Origin of the sequence: Maribacter corallii, from assembly GCF_047345415.1 — a bacterium.
Lineage (GTDB): Bacteria > Bacteroidota > Bacteroidia > Flavobacteriales > Flavobacteriaceae > Maribacter_C.
Genome location: NZ_JBLFEP010000004.1, coordinates 617,279 through 636,498, shown reverse-complemented (window position 1 = coordinate 636,498; position 19,220 = coordinate 617,279). Strand labels below are relative to the sequence as shown.

General features: G+C 43.0%; 15 protein-coding genes. 10 read left to right on the top strand and 5 right to left on the bottom strand.

Translation table 11 applies throughout. The features are described from left to right. Positions 1 to 12 precede the first annotated feature (12 nt). The 5 genes from ACKWCA_RS17080 to ACKWCA_RS17060 are packed head-to-tail and all read left to right on the top strand — an operon-like array spanning position 13 to position 8,856. Positions 13 to 2,325, top strand: coding sequence for a VWA domain-containing protein (locus tag ACKWCA_RS17080; protein ID WP_413979423.1), 2,313 nt, complete (start codon positions 13 to 15; stop codon positions 2,323 to 2,325). Between the two features lie 45 nt (positions 2,326 to 2,370). Further along, positions 2,371 to 5,997 carry an eCIS core domain-containing protein gene (locus ACKWCA_RS17075; RefSeq protein WP_413979422.1) on the top strand — a complete coding sequence of 1,209 codons (3,627 nt, stop codon included), beginning with the start codon at positions 2,371 to 2,373 and terminating at the stop codon, positions 5,995 to 5,997. Continuing rightward, entirely contained in the window at positions 5,994 to 6,551 is a 558-nt protein-coding gene (locus tag ACKWCA_RS17070; RefSeq protein WP_413979421.1) for a T6SS immunity protein Tdi1 domain-containing protein, read from the top strand. The genes ACKWCA_RS17075 and ACKWCA_RS17070 overlap by 4 nt, the downstream gene beginning before the upstream one ends. Before the next feature lie 27 nt (positions 6,552 to 6,578). Beyond that, on the top strand, positions 6,579 to 7,526 hold the full coding sequence (locus ACKWCA_RS17065; protein ID WP_413979420.1) for an eCIS core domain-containing protein: 948 nt from the start codon (positions 6,579 to 6,581) through the stop codon (positions 7,524 to 7,526). A gap of 4 nt (positions 7,527 to 7,530) precedes the next feature. Continuing rightward, positions 7,531 to 8,856: an ATP-binding protein gene (locus tag ACKWCA_RS17060; protein ID WP_413979419.1), complete on the top strand. Its 1,326-nt coding sequence runs from the start codon at positions 7,531 to 7,533 to the stop codon at positions 8,854 to 8,856. Positions 8,857 to 9,028: 172 nt separating this feature from the next. Here ACKWCA_RS17060 and ACKWCA_RS17055 read toward each other — a convergent pair whose 3' ends face one another. The 5 genes from ACKWCA_RS17055 to ACKWCA_RS17035 form a co-directional block, all read right to left on the bottom strand. Continuing rightward, positions 9,029 to 9,556, bottom strand: coding sequence for a hypothetical protein (locus ACKWCA_RS17055; RefSeq protein WP_413979418.1), 528 nt, complete (start codon positions 9,554 to 9,556; stop codon positions 9,029 to 9,031). 83 nt (positions 9,557 to 9,639) lie between these two features. Continuing rightward, entirely contained in the window at positions 9,640 to 10,065 is a 426-nt protein-coding gene (locus ACKWCA_RS17050; protein WP_413979417.1) for a hypothetical protein, read from the bottom strand. A 21-nt stretch (positions 10,066 to 10,086) separates the two neighbouring features. Continuing rightward, positions 10,087 to 10,344: a hypothetical protein gene (locus ACKWCA_RS17045; protein WP_413979416.1), complete on the bottom strand. Its 258-nt coding sequence runs from the start codon at positions 10,342 to 10,344 to the stop codon at positions 10,087 to 10,089. 175 nt (positions 10,345 to 10,519) lie between these two features. Beyond that, positions 10,520 to 11,695, bottom strand: a complete 1,176-nt coding sequence (locus ACKWCA_RS17040) for a hypothetical protein (RefSeq protein ID WP_413979415.1) — start codon at positions 11,693 to 11,695, stop codon at positions 10,520 to 10,522. A 21-nt stretch (positions 11,696 to 11,716) separates the two neighbouring features. Continuing rightward, entirely contained in the window at positions 11,717 to 12,457 is a 741-nt protein-coding gene (locus tag ACKWCA_RS17035; RefSeq protein WP_413979414.1) for a coiled-coil domain-containing protein, read from the bottom strand. 579 nt (positions 12,458 to 13,036) lie between these two features. Between ACKWCA_RS17035 and ACKWCA_RS17030 the strand changes: the two genes are divergently transcribed. From ACKWCA_RS17030 to ACKWCA_RS17010, 5 genes are all read left to right on the top strand, one after another. After that, positions 13,037 to 13,162 (top strand): hypothetical protein, encoded by a 126-nt coding sequence (locus ACKWCA_RS17030; protein ID WP_413979413.1) that lies wholly within the window; start codon positions 13,037 to 13,039, stop codon positions 13,160 to 13,162. A 67-nt stretch (positions 13,163 to 13,229) separates the two neighbouring features. After that, the gene (locus ACKWCA_RS17025; RefSeq protein WP_413979412.1) at positions 13,230 to 15,134 is read left to right on the top strand and encodes an ATP-binding protein; all 1,905 of its coding nucleotides are present in this window, start codon (positions 13,230 to 13,232) and stop codon (positions 15,132 to 15,134) included. A gap of 10 nt (positions 15,135 to 15,144) precedes the next feature. Beyond that, positions 15,145 to 15,813 carry a response regulator transcription factor gene (locus ACKWCA_RS17020; protein WP_413979411.1) on the top strand — a complete coding sequence of 223 codons (669 nt, stop codon included), beginning with the start codon at positions 15,145 to 15,147 and terminating at the stop codon, positions 15,811 to 15,813. Positions 15,814 to 16,080: 267 nt separating this feature from the next. Further along, positions 16,081 to 17,634: a M48 family metalloprotease gene (locus tag ACKWCA_RS17015; protein ID WP_413979410.1), complete on the top strand. Its 1,554-nt coding sequence runs from the start codon at positions 16,081 to 16,083 to the stop codon at positions 17,632 to 17,634. 3 nt (positions 17,635 to 17,637) lie between these two features. Beyond that, complete coding sequence (locus tag ACKWCA_RS17010) at positions 17,638 to 19,170, top strand: VWA domain-containing protein (RefSeq protein WP_413979409.1); 1,533 nt, start codon at positions 17,638 to 17,640, stop codon at positions 19,168 to 19,170. Positions 19,171 to 19,220 lie beyond the last annotated feature (50 nt).

The window sequence follows — 19,220 nt, the reverse complement described above, 5'->3', positions numbered from 1 at the left end:
AACATAATCATTATGAAAACTAAAAAAAACCTTATCGATTTCCAATCAGGGATAGCTGCGGCTCAAGCGGTAAAAATTTTATCCCTATTCCTCTTTTTATTCCTTCTTACTAAAGGAAATGCCCAAGAGATACTGCTGAATGGGGTGCAGACTCCTACCTGTGTAGGTAGCCCGCCCCCAAGCCCTGCCTGTAATTTGATCAATCTGTACGAGGATGATTTTCCCACGTTTGATATCACCTCTTTAACGGCTACCGGAGGAGCAACACCCTATGCCCCATGGGACGTAATCGGATTACCAGATGGTCTTAACTTTGACTCGTCGGGCCCCAACAACGAAAATCTTAGAATTTTTGGTGCACCGGAAGAATTAGGGTCTTTTGTTATTACCGTCACCTTAACGGATAATAGCAGTAATACGGATGTTAAAAATTTTAATCTACAAGTTTTGTCAGGTCGAAGGCCCGTTTCCATAGTTATGGTCTTGGATCGTTCTGGGAGTATGGCTTGGGAAGTGGGGTCGAACACTTCAGGAACACCAAGTCGATGGGATGATTTGGTAACTGGAGGAGGATTATTTGGTACTGCTTTTCAGGCAAATGGCACTTCAGGAGATCAATTAGGTGTGGTTTATTTTGAGTCTGAACCCCCTGAAACGGAAATTGCCTCTGGTGCGAATTTCCCTGATGGATTTTATAATCAACCATTTAGTGGCATAGATATGGAGCTAATGGGGGAGACCCCCGAAGGCTGGACATCCATGGGGGAAGGTTTGTTTTTGGCAAGGGGCATGCTAGAAGACACATCCATTGTACCACCAGGAAATAGAAAAGTGATCCTGCTTTTTACTGATGGGGAACAGAATAGGGGGAGGTTGGTGCAATCTGACGGAAGAACCATAACAGATGGGATAGATTCAGACAATATTAACCCTACCGGAGAAATAGAGATTTACCCTGTGGCCATTTTTGGACCTGGAGGGTACTTAAGTATTCTTCAAGACATAGCGGAGTTCAATAACGATGATAACTTAGCTCTCTTTATTAACAATGACTGTGATCCAGCTGATCCGGATGGCTGCAACCCTATGTTAACTTTTGAGGATGTCGGCGTATCTTTTATGACTGTCTTAACTACAATTCTCCAACACAGTAGTCCACAACTTATAGAATTAAGAGCAGGTAATTTGGATAGAGAGGGTCGTGCAGAAGAAACTTTTACGGTAAATGACAGCATTTCACAACTACAATTCTACACCATTTCAAGAGATACTTTGAATATAGGGCTTGAAATAGAAAAAGACGGGATTTCTATTTCGTCAGGCGCACAATCCAATGGAAGCGGATATAGCTTCTATACTTTTGATTTCCCGGAAGACCTTCCGATAGGGTCTTCAGGCGGGGAATGGCGCGTACAAATCTTCGGTACCAGTAATGGCTCATACAAGATTGGGGCAGTAGCCGATGATCATAATTTGAATTTAAACTATGATCTGGATAGTATGTTCAAGGTAGGAGATCCATTAACCACAACTGTTAGCCTGGACTATCGGGGGACACCCATTTCAGATGCCGGTACGGTGCTTTGGACGGTATTGAAAGCGGGCGAGGATATCGGTGACTTATTGGCTCGTACAGGGAGCAAAGTTGATATTTCAGATGATCAGGATGCGGGTTCCGTGGGGTTGCAAAAGTACTTTGATTTGCTTGAAAATAATCCTGAATTTGCAGAAGCGCTTCAAGCGAATGAACAGGTCATCCCCTTGACCAATAATGGAGATGGCACCTATAGTGGTAATTTTACGAACACCGACGTAACCGGTATCTATCAATCCATCTATTTTATAAAGGGAGATCATCCGAATATCGGAACATACATTCGCACGAATTTTAGAAGTACCGTTTTTAGCTTTGATACCATTGATAATGAGATTTCGGTACTATCCTCCCAAGTCATTGATGGGGGAATTACACTCAATTACCGCCCGGCATTTGATGTGGGCGGGAAAGTAGTCTATATAGGCCCTGCTTTTCGTAATCTAATCAAGGTAAGGGGTGATGGAATTTCGGTGCAAGAAGTTGTGGATAATGGGGATGGCAGCTATGCCATAAGGCTCTCTGGAAATCCTGATGCAGAAATAGCTATTTCAATCCTCGACGAAGAAGTATACGCCGGAAAAGCCTCTGATTTTGGTAAAGGTGGTGGAATTCTTGACGATTTTGAGGATTGGCTTCAAAATACGTTTGGCATCTCCCTGTGGGTATTCCTTATCATTTTACTACTGATTCTCGTCATCATTTGGATAATCAAGAAAGTTATAAAATGAGCTAAGAAGTAATTTAACATCCAATAAAAAAGCGGATCCTAACAGATGGTGACCACTGCAACATCCCATGACTCTTCCGATTCTTCTGTGGCTACGTTACACCGTAGAAACACGAAAGAGTCGCGGGGTGTAACTACGCTTGAAGCAACCGACCATACCAAGACGGCGGGAAAAGCGACCTTTGGGCATGCCTCCTTCTTTCAACCTAAATTACAGGTAAATACCATTGGCGACCCTTTTGAAGTAGAAGCGGATCGGGTGTCGGAGGAGGTAACCCAATCGATTTATTCGGCGGATTCCGAATTTCAACCCCCCAATACCCCTCCCGCCTCGGGTGATGGGGGAACCAACATACAACGCCTTGCCTTTTTTCAACGTAAACCCGCTTTTGAGAGTCCTACTGAACTCGATCAGAATACGGCCAGCAATCCCGAGATACAGCGTTCGGCAACCTCGCAGTCCATAACCCCTGTTACGGCTCCACCACCAGTACATCAACAGGATGAGGAGGTAATGGAGGGCGAGTCGGATACCCTGCAAAGGAAAACCAGTTTCAATGATGTCATGACCGGACAAGAGATCAATTCGGACTTTGAATCCAAACTACATCAGAGTAAGGGTGGAGGATCAAAACTTTCTGACAAGACCAGGTCACAAATGGAATCGGCATTTGGTGCCGATTTCGGCAAAGTACGTATCCATACCAATTCCGATGCCGTCGGAATGAACAATCAGGTGCAGGCACATGCCTTTACCCATGGGAGTGATATCTATTTCAACGAGGGCGCCTATCAGCCAGAGAAGAAAGAGGGAACCAAACTTCTGGCCCATGAATTGACCCACGTAGTACAGCAAGGGGGCGCTGCAAAAACCGCGGTACAGCGAAGTGCCGTTGCGACGGTTTCACAAGCCGCTCCCGCCATGGTACAACGGGGCATTATTTCAAGGGCCCGAAACTGGGCGGCGGATAAGGCCAATCATATCCCCGGTTTTTCCATGTTGACCGTTATAATCGGATTCAACCCGATCAATGGGCAAGATGTACCGCGTAATGCCGCCAACATCTTTCGGGGAATCATGGGGTTTCTTCCTGGTGGCGATTTGATCTGGAGAGCTTTGAACAACCATGGTATTTTTGACCAGGTAGGCAATTGGATCGTACAGCAGCTCGAAACCCTTGGGGATATAGGGGGTGCCCTAAAAGATGCGTTCTGGGAATTTGTGGATTCATTGAGTCTAAGCGACTTCGCACCGTGGAATATTGGTGGGCTTTGGCCTCGTGCCAAGGGTATTTTTATGCGGCCTATCAATATGATCAAGGCCTTTGTTCGTGGACTGGTCAACGATATCATACAATTTATTAAGGATGCGATTCTACGGCCCCTTGCCGACCTCGCTTCCCAAACCCGCGCTTGGGACTTGTTGATTGCCGTTATCGGTACAAATCCGATTACCGGTGAGGACGTGCCGAGAACCGCCGATACCCTGATCGGCGGTTTTATGAAGCTTATTGGTCAGGAGGAAATCTGGGAGAATATCAAACGTGGCAATGCCATTGCCAGGGCCTGGGCCTGGTTTCAAGGCGCCATGTCTGCGGTAATAGCCTTGGTTACGAGTATTCCCACCCGCTTTATGAATGCCCTGAAGTCGTTGACCATTACCGATATTGTTTTGGTCCCTAGGGCGTTTGCCAAACTAGTAGGTGTTTTTGCCGGATTTGCAGTTGACTTTGTTTCCTGGGCGGGCAATGCGATGTGGGAACTGTTGAAGATTATTTTCTCCGTAGTCGCTCCCGGAGCCATGCCCTTTCTTGAACGGGCCGGAGGTGCGATCAAATCCATTTTCGAGAATCCCATGGGCTTTCTTGGCAATTTGGTCCAGGCGGGAAAAATGGGATTCCAGATGTTCAAGGATAATATCGGGAGTATTTTAAGGGAAGTGCTTATCGACTGGTTGACCGGTACCCTGGCAGGTGCTGGGGTCTATATTCCCACAGGCTTCGATTTTGTGGAGATTTTAAAATTCGTACTGTCCGTACTTGGTTTAACTTGGGAAAACATGCGGGCCAAGCTAGTGGAACATTTGGGCGAAGGGCCAGTTGTAGTCTTAGAGGAAGGTTTTGAACTGATACAATTATTGGTAACCGAGGGTCCGGCTGCCGCTTGGGAAAAGATTATGGAGCATATCTCTACACTCAAGGATACGGTGATCGGCGAGATCATTACCTGGGTGAGCCAAACCGTCGTGACCAAGGCCGTCGCCAAATTGGTCAGTATGTTCATTCCCGGTGCCGGATTTATACAGGCCATTTTAGCCATTTGGGGAGCGATTAAGGTGTTCATTCAGCGTATTCAAAAAATCATTCAGGTAGGGGTCGCCTTTATGAACTCTATTGCCGATATCGTAGCTGGTAATTTGATGCCGGCCGCTATGAAAGTGGTCAATACTATGAAGGGTATTTTGGTACTGGCCGTTAGTTTTTTGGCCGAGTTCATCGGGCTGGGCAAAATTGGAGAGGCCCTGCAAAATATTCTTCAAAAAATAAGAGAGCCCATTGACAAAGCCTTGGATAAGATGATTTTATGGGTGAAGAGCAAGGCGCAGCGTTTCTTAAAAGGGAAGGATGACGAAAAGCATGGTCAAATCATTAATCAAGCCATTGAAGATATGAAAGCAGGTGACTCTGGCGAGAAAACTTATGAACAGGTTCGAGCAGAGAAAATAGCTGAAGCGAGAGTCATAGAGCAAAAGTATCAACCAGAACTAAAAGACAACATTAAAATTTCCATAATATTTGACCCGCCTCAACAAGATAAAGAAGATAACGATCTCGATTTTACAGTCACCATTGCACCTAACACAAGTAGTGATAATGATGCCATTGAAGTTAATCAAAATAGTTCTGAAATCCCTCCTGAGCTTGTACCCGGACTCAGATTGATGCGAAGCGGCGGAGCTAATTTACTCACTGTAAGAGCAATAAATATTGAGGCTAAAACTATTGAAATAGTTAATTCAAGTACCCCAACTACTTCTAGAAGAACTAATCTGGATACATTCGTTGAAAGATTTAAGAATGGTGAATATGAAATTGTTCAAGGCTTTGTTCAGGCTGATGTTCCCTATGTCGAATTAAGTTTTTATGCAGGTGGCGACGCTCTGAAAACATTACAAGACAAAAATATTGATCAGGGTGAGGCAAGAACTGAGTACGAAAGACAATTAAGTCTCGCCGAAACTGAATTAAGAGCAATGAATGTTGGTAAATGGCATACAAACCGAAGTAATTTTAGAAATTTAGGAAGGCCATCAGGTGAAAGCACTATTAGGCGAAGATATCGAGATCGATTTGCCCAGAATTTAGCTGACTTATACAAAATTAAAATGGCGCAACAAGGGACTCCAATATCAGATGCTCAAGCGATGGCTGATGCTCGACAAAGAATGACGGGAATGGCCGCTTTACATCTTGATCAGGTACTAGGGGGAGATCCAGATAGAATTTTGGGAATGGGAATAGACACAATTAATACATCTATTGGGAGTACAGCTTCAAACGAGGTGAATAAAGTAGATATAGAATATGATCCCTTTGTAACAAAATTAAATGTTACAGAGAAAGATACACTATTAATGAATGTTTCACTAGTTTATAAAGGACCTAAGCCATGACGAAGAAAGACGGTTTTATAGCATATTCAAAAAATGCTAAAAAAATTAATTACTTGAATAAATCCAATTTCGATCCAAATCAATATGCTAATGGTGTTGATGCTTTTTTAATTAAAATTTGGACAGGGGAAGGACTTAATGGGTATGAAAATGGATTTTTTTGGTTAACCGATCCAAGCAAAATTTTGATTTACCAATCTCGTTTGAAGCCATTTTTGGGGGAGAACATGGTTGTTGGTAGGACGGCTTTTGGAGACTTATTCGTAGTATCTAAAAAGAACAAAATTTCAGTATTTAATGTTAGGATAAATGATATAATTCTATACGAAGAAGATTTGACGTTTTTCTTCAATGTGTTATTGTTGAATGAAGATTTCCTAAACAAAATGCTTGATAAAGTGTTATTCGATGAAGGTGTGGCAAAACTCGGAGAAATTGACTCTGACGAATGTCTTGGTTTCTTTCCTCCAATTTTACTTGGTGGAGATTTTATAAGTGAAAGTCTCCAAAAAGTAAAACTTTTAGAACATTTAAAACTCTTGCAACAACTGTAATATTAATTTTCTTAATTCTAAATCATTATGAAAAAAACACGCTCACGTAGAGCCAGTAAGAGAAGAAAGGAAGAGAACGAATCCTTCTTTTCACAAAAGGAAAATAAGGCCAAGGAAACTTCGGGGAACGACAGTTTCTTTCAGGCCAAATTAGAAATAGGAGACCCGAGTAGTCCCTTTGAACAAGAGGCCGATGCCATGGCCGATCATGTATTGCAACAAGATAAAGAAGCCACTTCAGAACAAGCTTTTGGCAAACAATCGGTACAACGGATGGGAGAAGAGGAAGAGCCCGCGGCCAAACGTATTCAGCGTCAGGCCGAGGAAGAAGAACCGGCTGCCAAGCGAATCCAACGTCAGGCTGAGGAAGAGGAACCCGCTGCCAAGCGAATTCAACGTCAGGCAGAGGAGGAAGAACCGGCTGCAAAACGAATCCAACGCCAGGCCGAAGAGGAAGAACCTGCCGCCAAACGTATCCAACGTCAAGCGGAGGAGGAAGAACCTGCCGCAAAACGAATCCAACGCCAGGCCGAAGAGGAAGAACCTGCCGCCAAACGTATCCAACGTCAAGCGGAGGAGGAAGAACCGGCTACAAAACGAATCCAACGCCAGGCCGAAGAGGAAGAACCTGCCGCTAAATCCATCCAAAGAAAAAGCAATAAAAAAGGCGATGGTATGCGTACGGAAACTACGATGGAATCCGTAGAGGCAATGATTCAGGAAACCAAGGGGCAGGGGGTTCCCCTACCGGAAGAAGTGAAAAACGAGTTGGAATCCAAAATGCAGGCCGACTTTTCGAATGTTCGTATTCATACCGACGCTAAGGCCATAGAGCTCTCGGCCTTATTAAGCGCTCATGCATTCACCCATGGATATGATATTTACTTCAATAGCGGCAAATACGACCCGTATTCCTCAGAAGGGAAACACTTACTGGTGCACGAACTAACACACGTAGTACAACAAAAAGGATAAGATTATGATAGTAGCGGAACGCACTTCCTTAGAAGCTGGTTTATCAGGCTTAAAAACCTTGTTCCTCGAGCGATTAAAATCATTTGAGACCCATTCGGAATTTGAGATCGGCGATATGCAGTATACCCAATGGTCTGCTACTATCCTTCCACATCTGCCGGTTCGAAAAATCAGTATGAGCGAATTGGTGGTCATCACATTGGCCTTAGTGCCGCAAATTAGGCCTCACTTTTTCGACCAACTCATTCAAAACGTATATCCCAATGGAGGAAGTTTTCCACATTTGGGTGGGATTCGTGGAAAAGGGCATCGCGGATTCCTCCCTTCTGGAGAAACGGCTCTTTTTCTATTGGCCGGAGAAAACCTTGAGCTTCGATTTGCTGTGCAAGCCCTATTTTCACCGGACCATTGGTTTGCCAAAAAACAAGTAATCCGCTTGGCGGCGCCCGAAAAGAACGAACCTGAAATGAGCGGACAGCTCATAATAGATCGGGAATTCGTGGAAAAAATAACCCTTGGAAAAATAACGCGCCCTGCCTTTAGCACCGAATTTCCCGCAGCACGATTGACAACGGAACAAACATGGGCCGATTTGGTGCTCCCCAATTCGACTGAACAACAGATCCAAGACATCCTCACTTGGTTGAAATACAAAGAAACCCTTTTCGATGAATTGGACATGGGACGAAAGTTAAAACCCGGATATCGTGCCTTGTTCCATGGCCCCCCTGGAACCGGAAAAACCTTGACCGCCAACCTCTTGGGAAAATACACTCAAAGGGACGTATACCGCGTAGACCTTTCCTCGGTCGTTTCCAAATACATTGGGGAAACCGAGAAAAATTTGGCCCATTTGTTCAACAGGGCAGAGAATAAGGACTGGATTCTCTTTTTTGACGAGGCAGACGCCCTCTTCGGACGCCGCACCCAAGTTCAGAATTCACATGACCGCTATGCGAATCAAGAAGTGGCATATTTGTTACAACGGGTGGAGACCTATGAAGGGTTGATCGTTCTTGCCTCTAACTTTAAGAGTAATATCGATGAGGCTTTCGTGCGACGCTTTCAATCAATCATTCATTTTCCAATGCCGAGAATGCAAGAACGTTTGTCATTGTGGGAAAAAGCATTTCCGGAAAAGATAGCACTACATAAAGATTTGGATTTACGGCAATTGGCGCAGAAGTTTGAACTGACAGGGGCCGATATCATGAATGTGGTGCAGTATGTCTGCCTCAATGTATTGGCGAAAAAGAGCCTATTGATTACCTATGAGGATATCGTAGAGGGTATCAAACGCGAATTTATGAAGTCTGGTAAGTTGACATAGATATCAAGGATCCAAAATGGAGTGCTCAAAGGTCTACCCTTCAGCGCGCAATCTGCCCGAACCCAGCGAATCGTTTACTTTGTTCGAGTTATTTCGGTCAAAGGTGTAAACTTCATCCGTTAAACCTCGTTTAGTACGGTCTGCACTTAAAACCCTTCCTTCTACTTGAAACCTACAATCGAAAAGAAACCCCAAGTGTCAAGTACGCCACACCATATCCCGCTTCCGCGAAGGCCGCAAAACTATCCGAAAAGAACCATCTGCCACCAACAAAACCTGTGGCACTTGGTCGGCTACCAAAATCGCCACTGGTACCGCTAAACGACAAGATGTTATAGGATAGCATCACACCTCCATAGACGTCCAATTTTTCAACATTCAGCCCATTGAAATGATAGGCCCCTCGAACACCGACAATGGTATAGGTCCAGCGATCGCTACCGCCGAAAAAATCATACTCATAACTCTTATAACCTAGAAAGCCGCCCAAGCTGATAACCCCAGGACCCGGTATTTCCCAAATGCCACGTTCAAAACTAGCGCTGAGACCTAGACTTTGGGATGTGGTAGCATAACTGCCAAAAGTACCACCGAGACCGATTCCGGCATTAATGACATTGGTTCCTTTGACAAATTCTTGTGCAGAGACCGTTGTTGAAAAAAGTACTAGAAATGTGAGATATAAGATATTTTTTTTCATGACTGCGTTTAGATTAATGCTGCTTTAAATTTTTTGAATTACATTTTGGCCATAGGGTACCCAAAAGACCCTATGATTTTAGGTTACTTTGTTTTTTTAACCGTTCCCGTAGCACCTAGGTCGCCCTTTTCGTTTGAAGCGTTAGGGAAGTAATAGTTGTATTTCATTTCATCGGCTGAAATTTCCAATAATTCTATAAAGCCTTGATCGGCACAGACGGTGTTAAAGGTTATGGTCTCTCTAAAGAGTAAAGATGCATCGGTTTCTTCAAGGAGTGTTAAGAACCCTCCACATTCCAGGGAAGGATATTCAATCAATTGTTCGGCCTCGGTCAGGGTTATTTTAATAGTCCATGAAAAACCGGGTTGAGTTCCTGTACCCTCCCAAATACCTAGTTTTGAAGTAAGTTCGGAAGTAGTGACCGATGGGTCTTCAGTATTGTCTGAACTGCAGGCCATGAAGAGTAGGGCAATGACTCCGATAAGTTGTATACTGATGAGACGGTGCATATCTTTTTTCTATTGATCGGTTTAGTCGTCTACGCAGAGCAGTCTTAAGGCGGCTATACTGGCACGGCTCTCCTCATCAAGAAATCGATTGCAATTCCTTTCGATTGTATTCAATTCCATATTGATTTCAGCACAGCTCAAATCATCGTCATTGGTGTTCAATCGACTTAGGGTATTCAAGCAGTTGGCACTGTCAAAGGCAGCTATGGGGTTGTCGGCTTTTGAGCATGCTTGAAAGCAAAGAAAAATACCAAAAACAAAGTACACGATACATTTCATTTACGGAAGTCGTTGCGATTTTTAACAAAGCTAAAGGAGTTCGGCCTTTTCGAATTACGGGAAACCATAAGTCGATATCGAATAGGGTGGAATTTTGGTAAGTGACTAAAAATAAAATAAAGACAAGGGTCCTGTGCTCGGATGACAGGCGGGCTAGATTGGTATTAGCAAACGATCAAAGAAAATCGAACTTCCAAAGCCCATTTTGGTTGATGAGCTTCCCTTTCCAATTGCCTCCATCCCGCTGCAGAAAATCAAATAATGAACTGGTAGTTGTACCACTATTGTTTGACTCAAAGTCGAGGTAATAGGAGCGCCCTTTTTCCGTAAGGCCGATTCTGACTATGGCGCTGGAAGCGCTTGATGATACCACTTCTACCTGGGTACTAAACCCATAGGCATAGTTTTTATGGTCACCTTTGGCGATATGGTCATACAATTTTTTGCTGCTGGTATTTTTGATGGTCATCAATGATTTATTGTTCAGGCCATTCAGGAACAAACGCGCCGTGGATTTAATTTTTTCCAGGTTTTCGTCGGCAGCAAGGGACTTACTGGATGCCAGATCGGAAAGATTGTTAGTGGATTTTGGAATTGTACAATTGGGGGGTACGGAAGAATAAAACGATTTTGAGCTTGAGATGACCCGATAGACATACGACCGTACCTCAATGGCACCTGCTCCTGAAATGCGATTTCCGAGCATATAACGGTGCGCCGTTTTCTTGTCGAGATTTGACGTGCCATGCGTGATACACAACAAAATCCGGCTCGGCAAAGCCGTCTGCGGTAAATGGGATAGCGAGGTTTCAAGGGTCAGCGTTGTTTTCGATCCAATGGTCGAGCGTTCAGGAAAAATAACCGATTTGGTTTGAGTACCATAATCCAATACGGCAGTGGCTTTTAGGTATTTTGCTTCCGCCAATGTTGGATTACTAAGCTGCAGTACCGCTTTTTTACTTTCCTGCAACCAAATAAATCCCTTCTCCTCTAATTGCATTTCAGCATAATCGCTCTTTATGGTCGTGTTTGTTTTCGGTTTTTTAGTTTCCGATGTTTGAGTATCCTCATTGTCGAGCTTGTCTATAAGTTTGGTTTCGACATTGGACATTTTGGATTGGCGTTCCGATGGAACGACTTCCTTTGTATTCGTTTCCTCAGGAGTAGTGGCAACGGTATCTCCGCCTCTTGAATTCTCTAAAGTAGTGGTGGTTGCAGCATCGTCAGAACCGTTACTTTCATCGTTGTTGAACAGTACATCGATCAATTTAAAAAGCACCAGGGCAATAATCAAAACCTTGGAAATGGTGGTCAGCCAAAACTTTATCTGTCGCTCTTTTTTTAAGTCCATGGTGTGGTCGGTTGCTCAAAACTACAAAATATCATCAATAACATTTTCATCCACTAGGCCTTCGTAGTCATCCAAAAAGTCTTCGACCAAACTTTCTTTGTCTAAAGAATCGTAATTGATGGAAACAAAGAAAAGTCCTAAAGCGCCCAAGGTATTGTACATGAATTGTGCCTGCTTTAGTTTGCGTTGTAGCGCTTCGATTTGAAGTTCTAGATGGGTGATCAAATCGGTTTTGGCCTCAAGTTGATCGTTTATTTTTTTAAAGCGCTCCACAATTTGTCCTTCCATATCCGCCAAAAAGAGATCCATTTTTTGTTCCGCTTCGCCTTTCAAATCTTCAAGTGTCTCTTCAACAGTTTCTTGTTGTTGGCGTAAGTGGATTATTTTTTCTGGCCCGGAGGGAAAGATAGTTTCGATGACCTTTACTGTTGGCTTGAACTTTTCATAGTGCGCTTTGATGTCCGTTTCGTGGGTTTTGGAAATGTTGAGAAATCTTTCGTCGGTATCGTCAAAGTAATAGGCGGTCAAGGTATTGAGGGTTTTAAGGGAGGGTTTATAGACTTTTTTTTCCACGGTAACCTTGGCCAGTTCCTCTCGAAGTTCAAAGGCCCTTTTGATGGTACGAGCATCGATATCTTTTTTGGCGCCCACACCTTCATCGGCGATTTTCACATAGTCCAATTCCGCTTCCTCGGCCGTAATCAAGTCGATGATATATACGAAAGCGGCAAGGTATTCCTTGGTGAGTTTAGTTATTGGCATGGCCTCAAATGTACTAAAACGGTTGAATTTTCAAAGTGAAAAATAGCAGACTCCTTTTTTCAATTAAGGAAAAACGTGATATAGAGTTGTTTTTGAGCCCATGAAAACAAAGGTTGAGCCTAATGAAAATAGTATATGAAAAAGTGCCATGGCCACTTTCAGTAAAGGTGGCTTTTCTTTTTCAGCATCTTTCGTACTTGTAAGAATGAATAAGACCTTACCTGTTTTCAAAATCGGTGAGGTCTTCAATGGTATTGCCTTTCCTTGTCAAGCCATCAAAATTTTAACGCACTGCAACATAGTTGTGACTCCCCTTAAAATCAATACAAGAGAAAAGTCATCTTTAGAATAGCAACAGAAACCAGAAGCACAACCCCGTCAACTTTTTCCCGGAAAAACCGGTCATGACCGTCATGACGGTCATGACCTGCCTTTGTGCAAAGCCAATCGTTTCTTTGACCTGTACTTCTTTAAAAACCGGTTAACATCAAGGATGTACGCTCGAGAGGCCTCTCATTTTAATTGAATTAGTAACCTTAAAAATTCTAAAAAATGAGAACGATTGCAAAAATGTTTATTATGGTCTGTATCTTAGGTTTAACAACAGTATCCTGCTCTAAAGAAGATCTTTCGGAAGAGCACCCGCTTGAAGTGGTGTCTTCCGAAGGGGACGATGGTGAAGTAGAGGACAAGCCATCAAATTAGATTGAATATAAGGGACCGTTGTTTAAGGCAGCGGTCTTTTTTAGATATATTTGTTTAAAACTTACCTGTGCGCAAGCTTTTTCTACTTCTGATTTTGTTGGGATCCTGTGACCAAGAACTTGACAACGAGAAAACCAAACTTACTGAGGATTTTACCAAATTATACCAAAAGGGCTTGGATGATAGAGTCTCTCCCTTAGAAAGAAAATCATATCTCAATAAGGCTTTGAAACTTCTGGATCGTAATGATTCCTTAAGAGCAAATCTATTGTATTCTAAGTGTAATCTTCATTTAGCTCTGGAAGAGTACGATAGTCTCTTTACAAATGGGAAAAGGCTGGTCAGACTTGCAAAGAAGAGCAAACAAAACGGCGTTCAAGGAAAGTATTATCATTTAATGGCCTATTATTATAGAACCGTAAGGGGCAATCTGGACAGCTCTTTTATATATCATAAAAGGGCCAAAAATCTTTTCTCTATTCTAAACGATAGCCTACAAATAGGAAGACGGTTGTTGAGTATGGGTATCATCCAAAAAAACCAAAATGACTTTTTTGGGGCAAAAGAAACCTTAACTGAAGCCCTTTCATATCTCGAGGGTGGCAATGATGAGCGGTTTTTGGCATCGGTGTATAATGAACTGGCAACCAACTATAGAAAATTACTGAACTATGAAGATGCAGTCACATATTACCAATCCGCGATTGAGACGTCCCCATCTGCCGAAGATGTTTTAATTTATTTCAACAACAAAGGTGTGGTGCATACAGAGATGGGGGAGTTTCCCAAAGCGATTTCTTTTTTTGAATTCGTATTAGACAAGCCATTATCGTCTAAAAATCAAAAGCAATATGCGCGAATCCTTCATAACCTGACCTATGCCAAATGGAAAAACGGAGAACACAATGTAGCGAACGATTTTTTTAGGGCCTTGGAAATCCGTAGGAAAGAAAACGATCGACGTGGTCAGATATCCAGTTATACGGATCTTGGGGAATATTACTCAAAAACCAATCCCAAAATCGCAAACTTATATTTAGATTCGGTTATCCAACTTTCGAAAAAATTGAAAACACCACGTGCCGAAACCGATGCCCTAAAACTGTTAATGCAGCTAGAACCCAAAAATACGGTTTTTAAAGATCGCTACATATTTCTAAAGGACAGTCTGTACCAACAAGAACTCAAGGTCAAAACGCAATTTGCCAAGATGCGCTATGACGACCAACAAGAGAAAGAGCAGATTCTAAGGCTCGAAGCCGAGACCTTACAGAAACAGACCGAGCTTGCTGAAGCGAAGACGCAACAAGTGTTATACCTTTCCCTGAGCGGTTTGTTGGTGATAGCCGGTACTTCGTTGTACTATGTATTGCGACAGCGCCATCGTAAAGAGAAGTTACGCGAGGTCTATCGCACCGAGAAAATGATCAGCCAACGCTTACACGATGAATTATCCAACGATATTTTCGGTTTGATGGCTAATGTAGAACAGCGTCCCGATAAAAATACCCCTTATCTTTTAGATGGTCTCGAAAAAATATACCGGCATACCCGAACTATTTCCCATGACACACGGGAGATTGCCCTAGGGGATGCCTTCCCCGCCGAGCTCAAAGACGAACTCGGCAGCTTTTACAATACGGAAACGGCCGTTATCGTTAAGGGCTTGGAAGACATTTCTTGGGAAAAGTTATCCGATGAAAAGTGTATCGCGGTGCATCGAGGTCTAAAAGAATTACTGGTGAACATGAGAAAGCACAGTCAGGCCAGTCTAGTCGCTATCCGTTTCGAAGAGCGGAAAAAGGTACTCGACATTACCTACTCGGATAATGGTATAGGCATGGACCCTGAACCAAAATTCGGAGTCGGTCTTAAAAATACGGTTTCCCGTATTCGAGGTGTTCAAGGTAAAATTAACTTTGATTCAGACATGGGCAAGGGTACCCAAATAATCATTGAAATTCCCTTTTAATTCGGCTGAGATGTTTGAAAAAGTACTTTTGGTAGAAGATATCGATAGCATTGGTCATGGTGTATCAATGATGTTGCAAAAGGCTACCGATATCAAGGAACTGGTATTTTCAAAATACTGTGATGATGCCTATCTCAAGTTATTGCGGGCCGAGCAAGAACAGGCTCCTTTTGATCTGTTGATAACCGATCTCTCATTTAAGAAAGACCACCGTGAAAGCCGAATCACATCAGGCAAACAATTGATCCAAAAATTACGGGATCAAGAAAAGCATTTGCCGATTATTGTTTATTCCGTTGAAGAACGCCCTCCGGTCGTAAAGAAGTTGGTCGAACGGTATCGGGTTTCCGGCTATGTATTAAAGGGACGAAACGGGATCAAGGATATGATTTCCGCAGTAGAAACGGTCAAGGATGGTAAAATCTTTATCTCCCCTGAATTGTCCGGTATTTTGAGAAGAAAAGAGGTCTTTGTGCTGGAGGATTTCGATACATTACTACTGAGTCGCTTGTCGGAAGGGCTTACCCAAGAAGAAATTGCACTACAACTCAAGGTCGAAGGGATTTCACCCAATAGTCTCAGCTCCATTGAAAAAAGGCTGAATCGCCTGAAAGAAGAATTAAAGGCGAAGACCACAATTCAATTGATCTCCAATGCCAAAGATTTGGGATTGATCTGAATTTGGTTTCGGGTAGTTCATCGTTTTTTAAATGCTGTTTATCCAATTGTAAAGTGAAATGACCACTTATTACGGGTTCCCGTAATGACCCTATATCCTTTGAATTTAGGTTTGTTGCCATGCACGTTAATCTGACCGACGAAGTGATTTAGTTGCAATGCCCGCCATTCTTTTGGGTACCACTATAAGGGTTTTCCCAAAGCCCCCACATCTCCGATTGGTTTAGCCTGTATGATTACGAGTTATAACCAAATTAAAACCACTAAAATGAAAACGATCACGAACACTTTGATCAGTTGCCTCATTGCCTTTTTATTGGGCAGTTTGGCGTTGATCGCTCAAGAAGAAGTATGGAAAGAGGCCACCATTGTCAAATTTGCCCCCCCTTTTGACGAAATCACTATCAATCTAGACGATGAGGAGTTTGTTTTTCCTATCACCCAGCAAACCAAATTTGTACTGGGGAAAAAGAAATCTATCTCAAAAAATAAAATTTTTGTCGGTAGTACGGTCGATGCTTCTATTGTAATCGAGAATAGAAAACGAATCTTGACCAAGATACAGGTTGGTGATGAAGAGTATGGCAAGGTCAAGCGGTTTGTTGGTGTTTTTGAGTCCTTTTCCGGTGATTCAGCGTTTATTGATGGAAGGAAAGTCATGTTGACCAATGACACGACCATCAAGTGTGAAGGCGGTAATGATTGCGCTTGTAGTAAGGGAAGGAGCTTTCTCGGATTCGATGAACTGGAATTGGGTAGCTTCTTGACCGTTTATGGCGAGCAGGATGAGAAAGGTGTTTTTCAGGCAGAAAAAATAGAAGTGTGTAAGAACACCTATGGTAAGGCAGATCAAGAATTCCTCTCGGATTTAACCAAGAATTTCGATGCCTCGAAATTGAATGAAATTACGAGCATACCAAAAGGAGTGTTTAAGTCTGCCAATGGTCTTCACAATGGCGCCATAAAGTTGGGTAATATAGAATTCAAACTTCTAGATGATATTAAGGCACAAGGCTATATTAATATGATCGGTAATAGGCTTTTACCCGAGTACACCCGAAATGAGGACTTTTCAAAGGAGCATGAAGTATACTTTCGCTTTTATGTCATCGAAAATGATGTGCCGAATGCGATGGCCTTGGCCAACGGAATGATATTTATCAATACTGGCTTGCTTAAAATTGCCGAGAACGAGGCGCAGATTGCAGCCGTTCTTGGTCATGAAATCGCACATGTGACCTATGAACACGGTATAAAAAAATATAAGACCACCCGCTTTACCAATAGTAATATTGGAAAAAAAACGAGCAAATGGTTGAAGAAAGCCTTTCAAAAGAAAAGCGGTCTTGAAGAAGGCACGCTGGTCGGTGATGCATTGGGGACGGCACTGGAACATACCACACCGGAAAATATTATGAGCTTGTTTAATAAGAAAAATGAGACCCAATCGGATCGAGCTGGACTGTACTATGCTTACGAAGCAGGTTACGATCCGCGGGAAGCTGCACGATTTTGGGAAGTTATGATGGCGAACACGGGGGATCAAAAGTTCATGAACAGCATTTTCAAAACTACAGCGAATATGGTCAATAATATTGAAAGTGATTTAGATGACGTGGATTACGCTTCATTGGGTGAGGATGTGGTAGATGTTTTGGTAGGCAGCCTTTTGGAGACTGTCTATACATCACATCCACTAGTGGTCAAAAGGGTAGGGAACATCAACCAACTGTTGACCTCAATTTACGCGGATACTGATTTTTCTGAACTGGAAGTCGGTAAAAAAGCATTTGACACCTACTTGGGGAAACTTAAAAACTAAGTGATGAAGAAGATATTTCCGTTGGTTTTTATAGGCCTATTTCTTTATTTCCCCGCAAGGGATAGAAGAAATATGGATGTCTCAGGGTATTCCGAAGAGATTGCTGTCAACACTCACTTGTACCGCAACGTGCCGGATATGTATGAGAGAAGGAAAAGAAGTCTTTTTTTATCCGATTCGGTTACCAATAACGCATCGACCATCTTCCTTTTGGATCGATCGGGCAGTATGAGTTCTAAAGGTATGAGCGGCAAATCGAAATGGCAGGAAGCTAAAGAAGCCGCCCTAAAGGCAACGGCCTCGATTCTAAAAAGCCAAAATAAGAGGCAACAAGTAGCATTCTTGACGTTTGCAGGCGGCTGTTCCCCAGATCCGACGGCTACACAACCCTTGAATTTCAGTACAAATTATGAAGAGGTTGAAAAACACATCGCCGGGGTCGGTCGGCCAGGGGGAGGTACCCCTTTGACCGAAGCAGTGACTTCGGTAAAGAAAAGACTACAAGATTATAGTGCGAATTATGGAGATGGTGAGGCCTCCAAACTCATAGTGTTGAGCGATGGGGCTGCTACCTGCACCAAAATCAGACCAGAAACCGTGTATGGTACCGGTACCACCATGACTACGATTTCCGGTCAAAGAGGTACAAATACCGGCGTTTCAAATCGAAATGCCGGAACAAACGCGACACCCTCAGCGACACAACAAGGTATACCAGTGAATAACAATAGTGCGGGTGGAGTAAACAACATTCCGATCAAGTATTTTACCATCGGTTTTGATATCAAACCCGGGTCCGCTGCAGAAAGAGACCTCCAGTTTTTGGCGGAACAGACGGGTGGTAAATATATGAATACCCAGAACGAAGTTGAGTTGACAAGGGCTTTTACCAAGTTTTTCAAGGTATACTACCCCAAACCAAAAACCAGTATCGAAGGGTTGGCCTTTGCAAAAGAGCATGTTTTTCTGAGTGGGGTGGAAGCTATTCGCAGTGAAGAGTTTCGAAGGGCCAAAGAACTTTTTGAGGATTTTGTTCTCCAAGCCCCCTCGGATTACAATGCCATCTTCAATCTGGCCCTCATGTACGAGGCCAATGATTTTCATCTACAAGCCATCGAGAAATTTGAGGAATACCTCAGTTTGCATCCACAGGCAGAGGATAAGGATTGGGTGTTGGATCAAATCGTGTTACTGCAAAATGACATGCTCCAGTTTTTCGAGTATACTAGGGAAATATTGATTGATGATCTGGAATATCTGGATGCCCATTTCAAAAAAATACAGCATGGTGAAGGGCTTACATTGGCAAATGAATTCAAAGGCTTTATACAAGAAAAAGAGGTGTACTATGACGAGCTGCCCGAGAAACTAGGGGTGGAGAGCAAAATGAAGCAACGTATCTATGGAGATATCAAAAAAGGACTGGCAGAGTGTGCCAAGTACATCCGAAAAGATCCGAACAATTGGGATACCAATGCTACCTCTCCACTATCACTGGTACATTTCAATCTTGAAAAGTTGATTGACACTTTTTGAAGAAACCCTAGCCTCGATTTTTCGAGGCTCTTTCGAATCAACTTACCCCG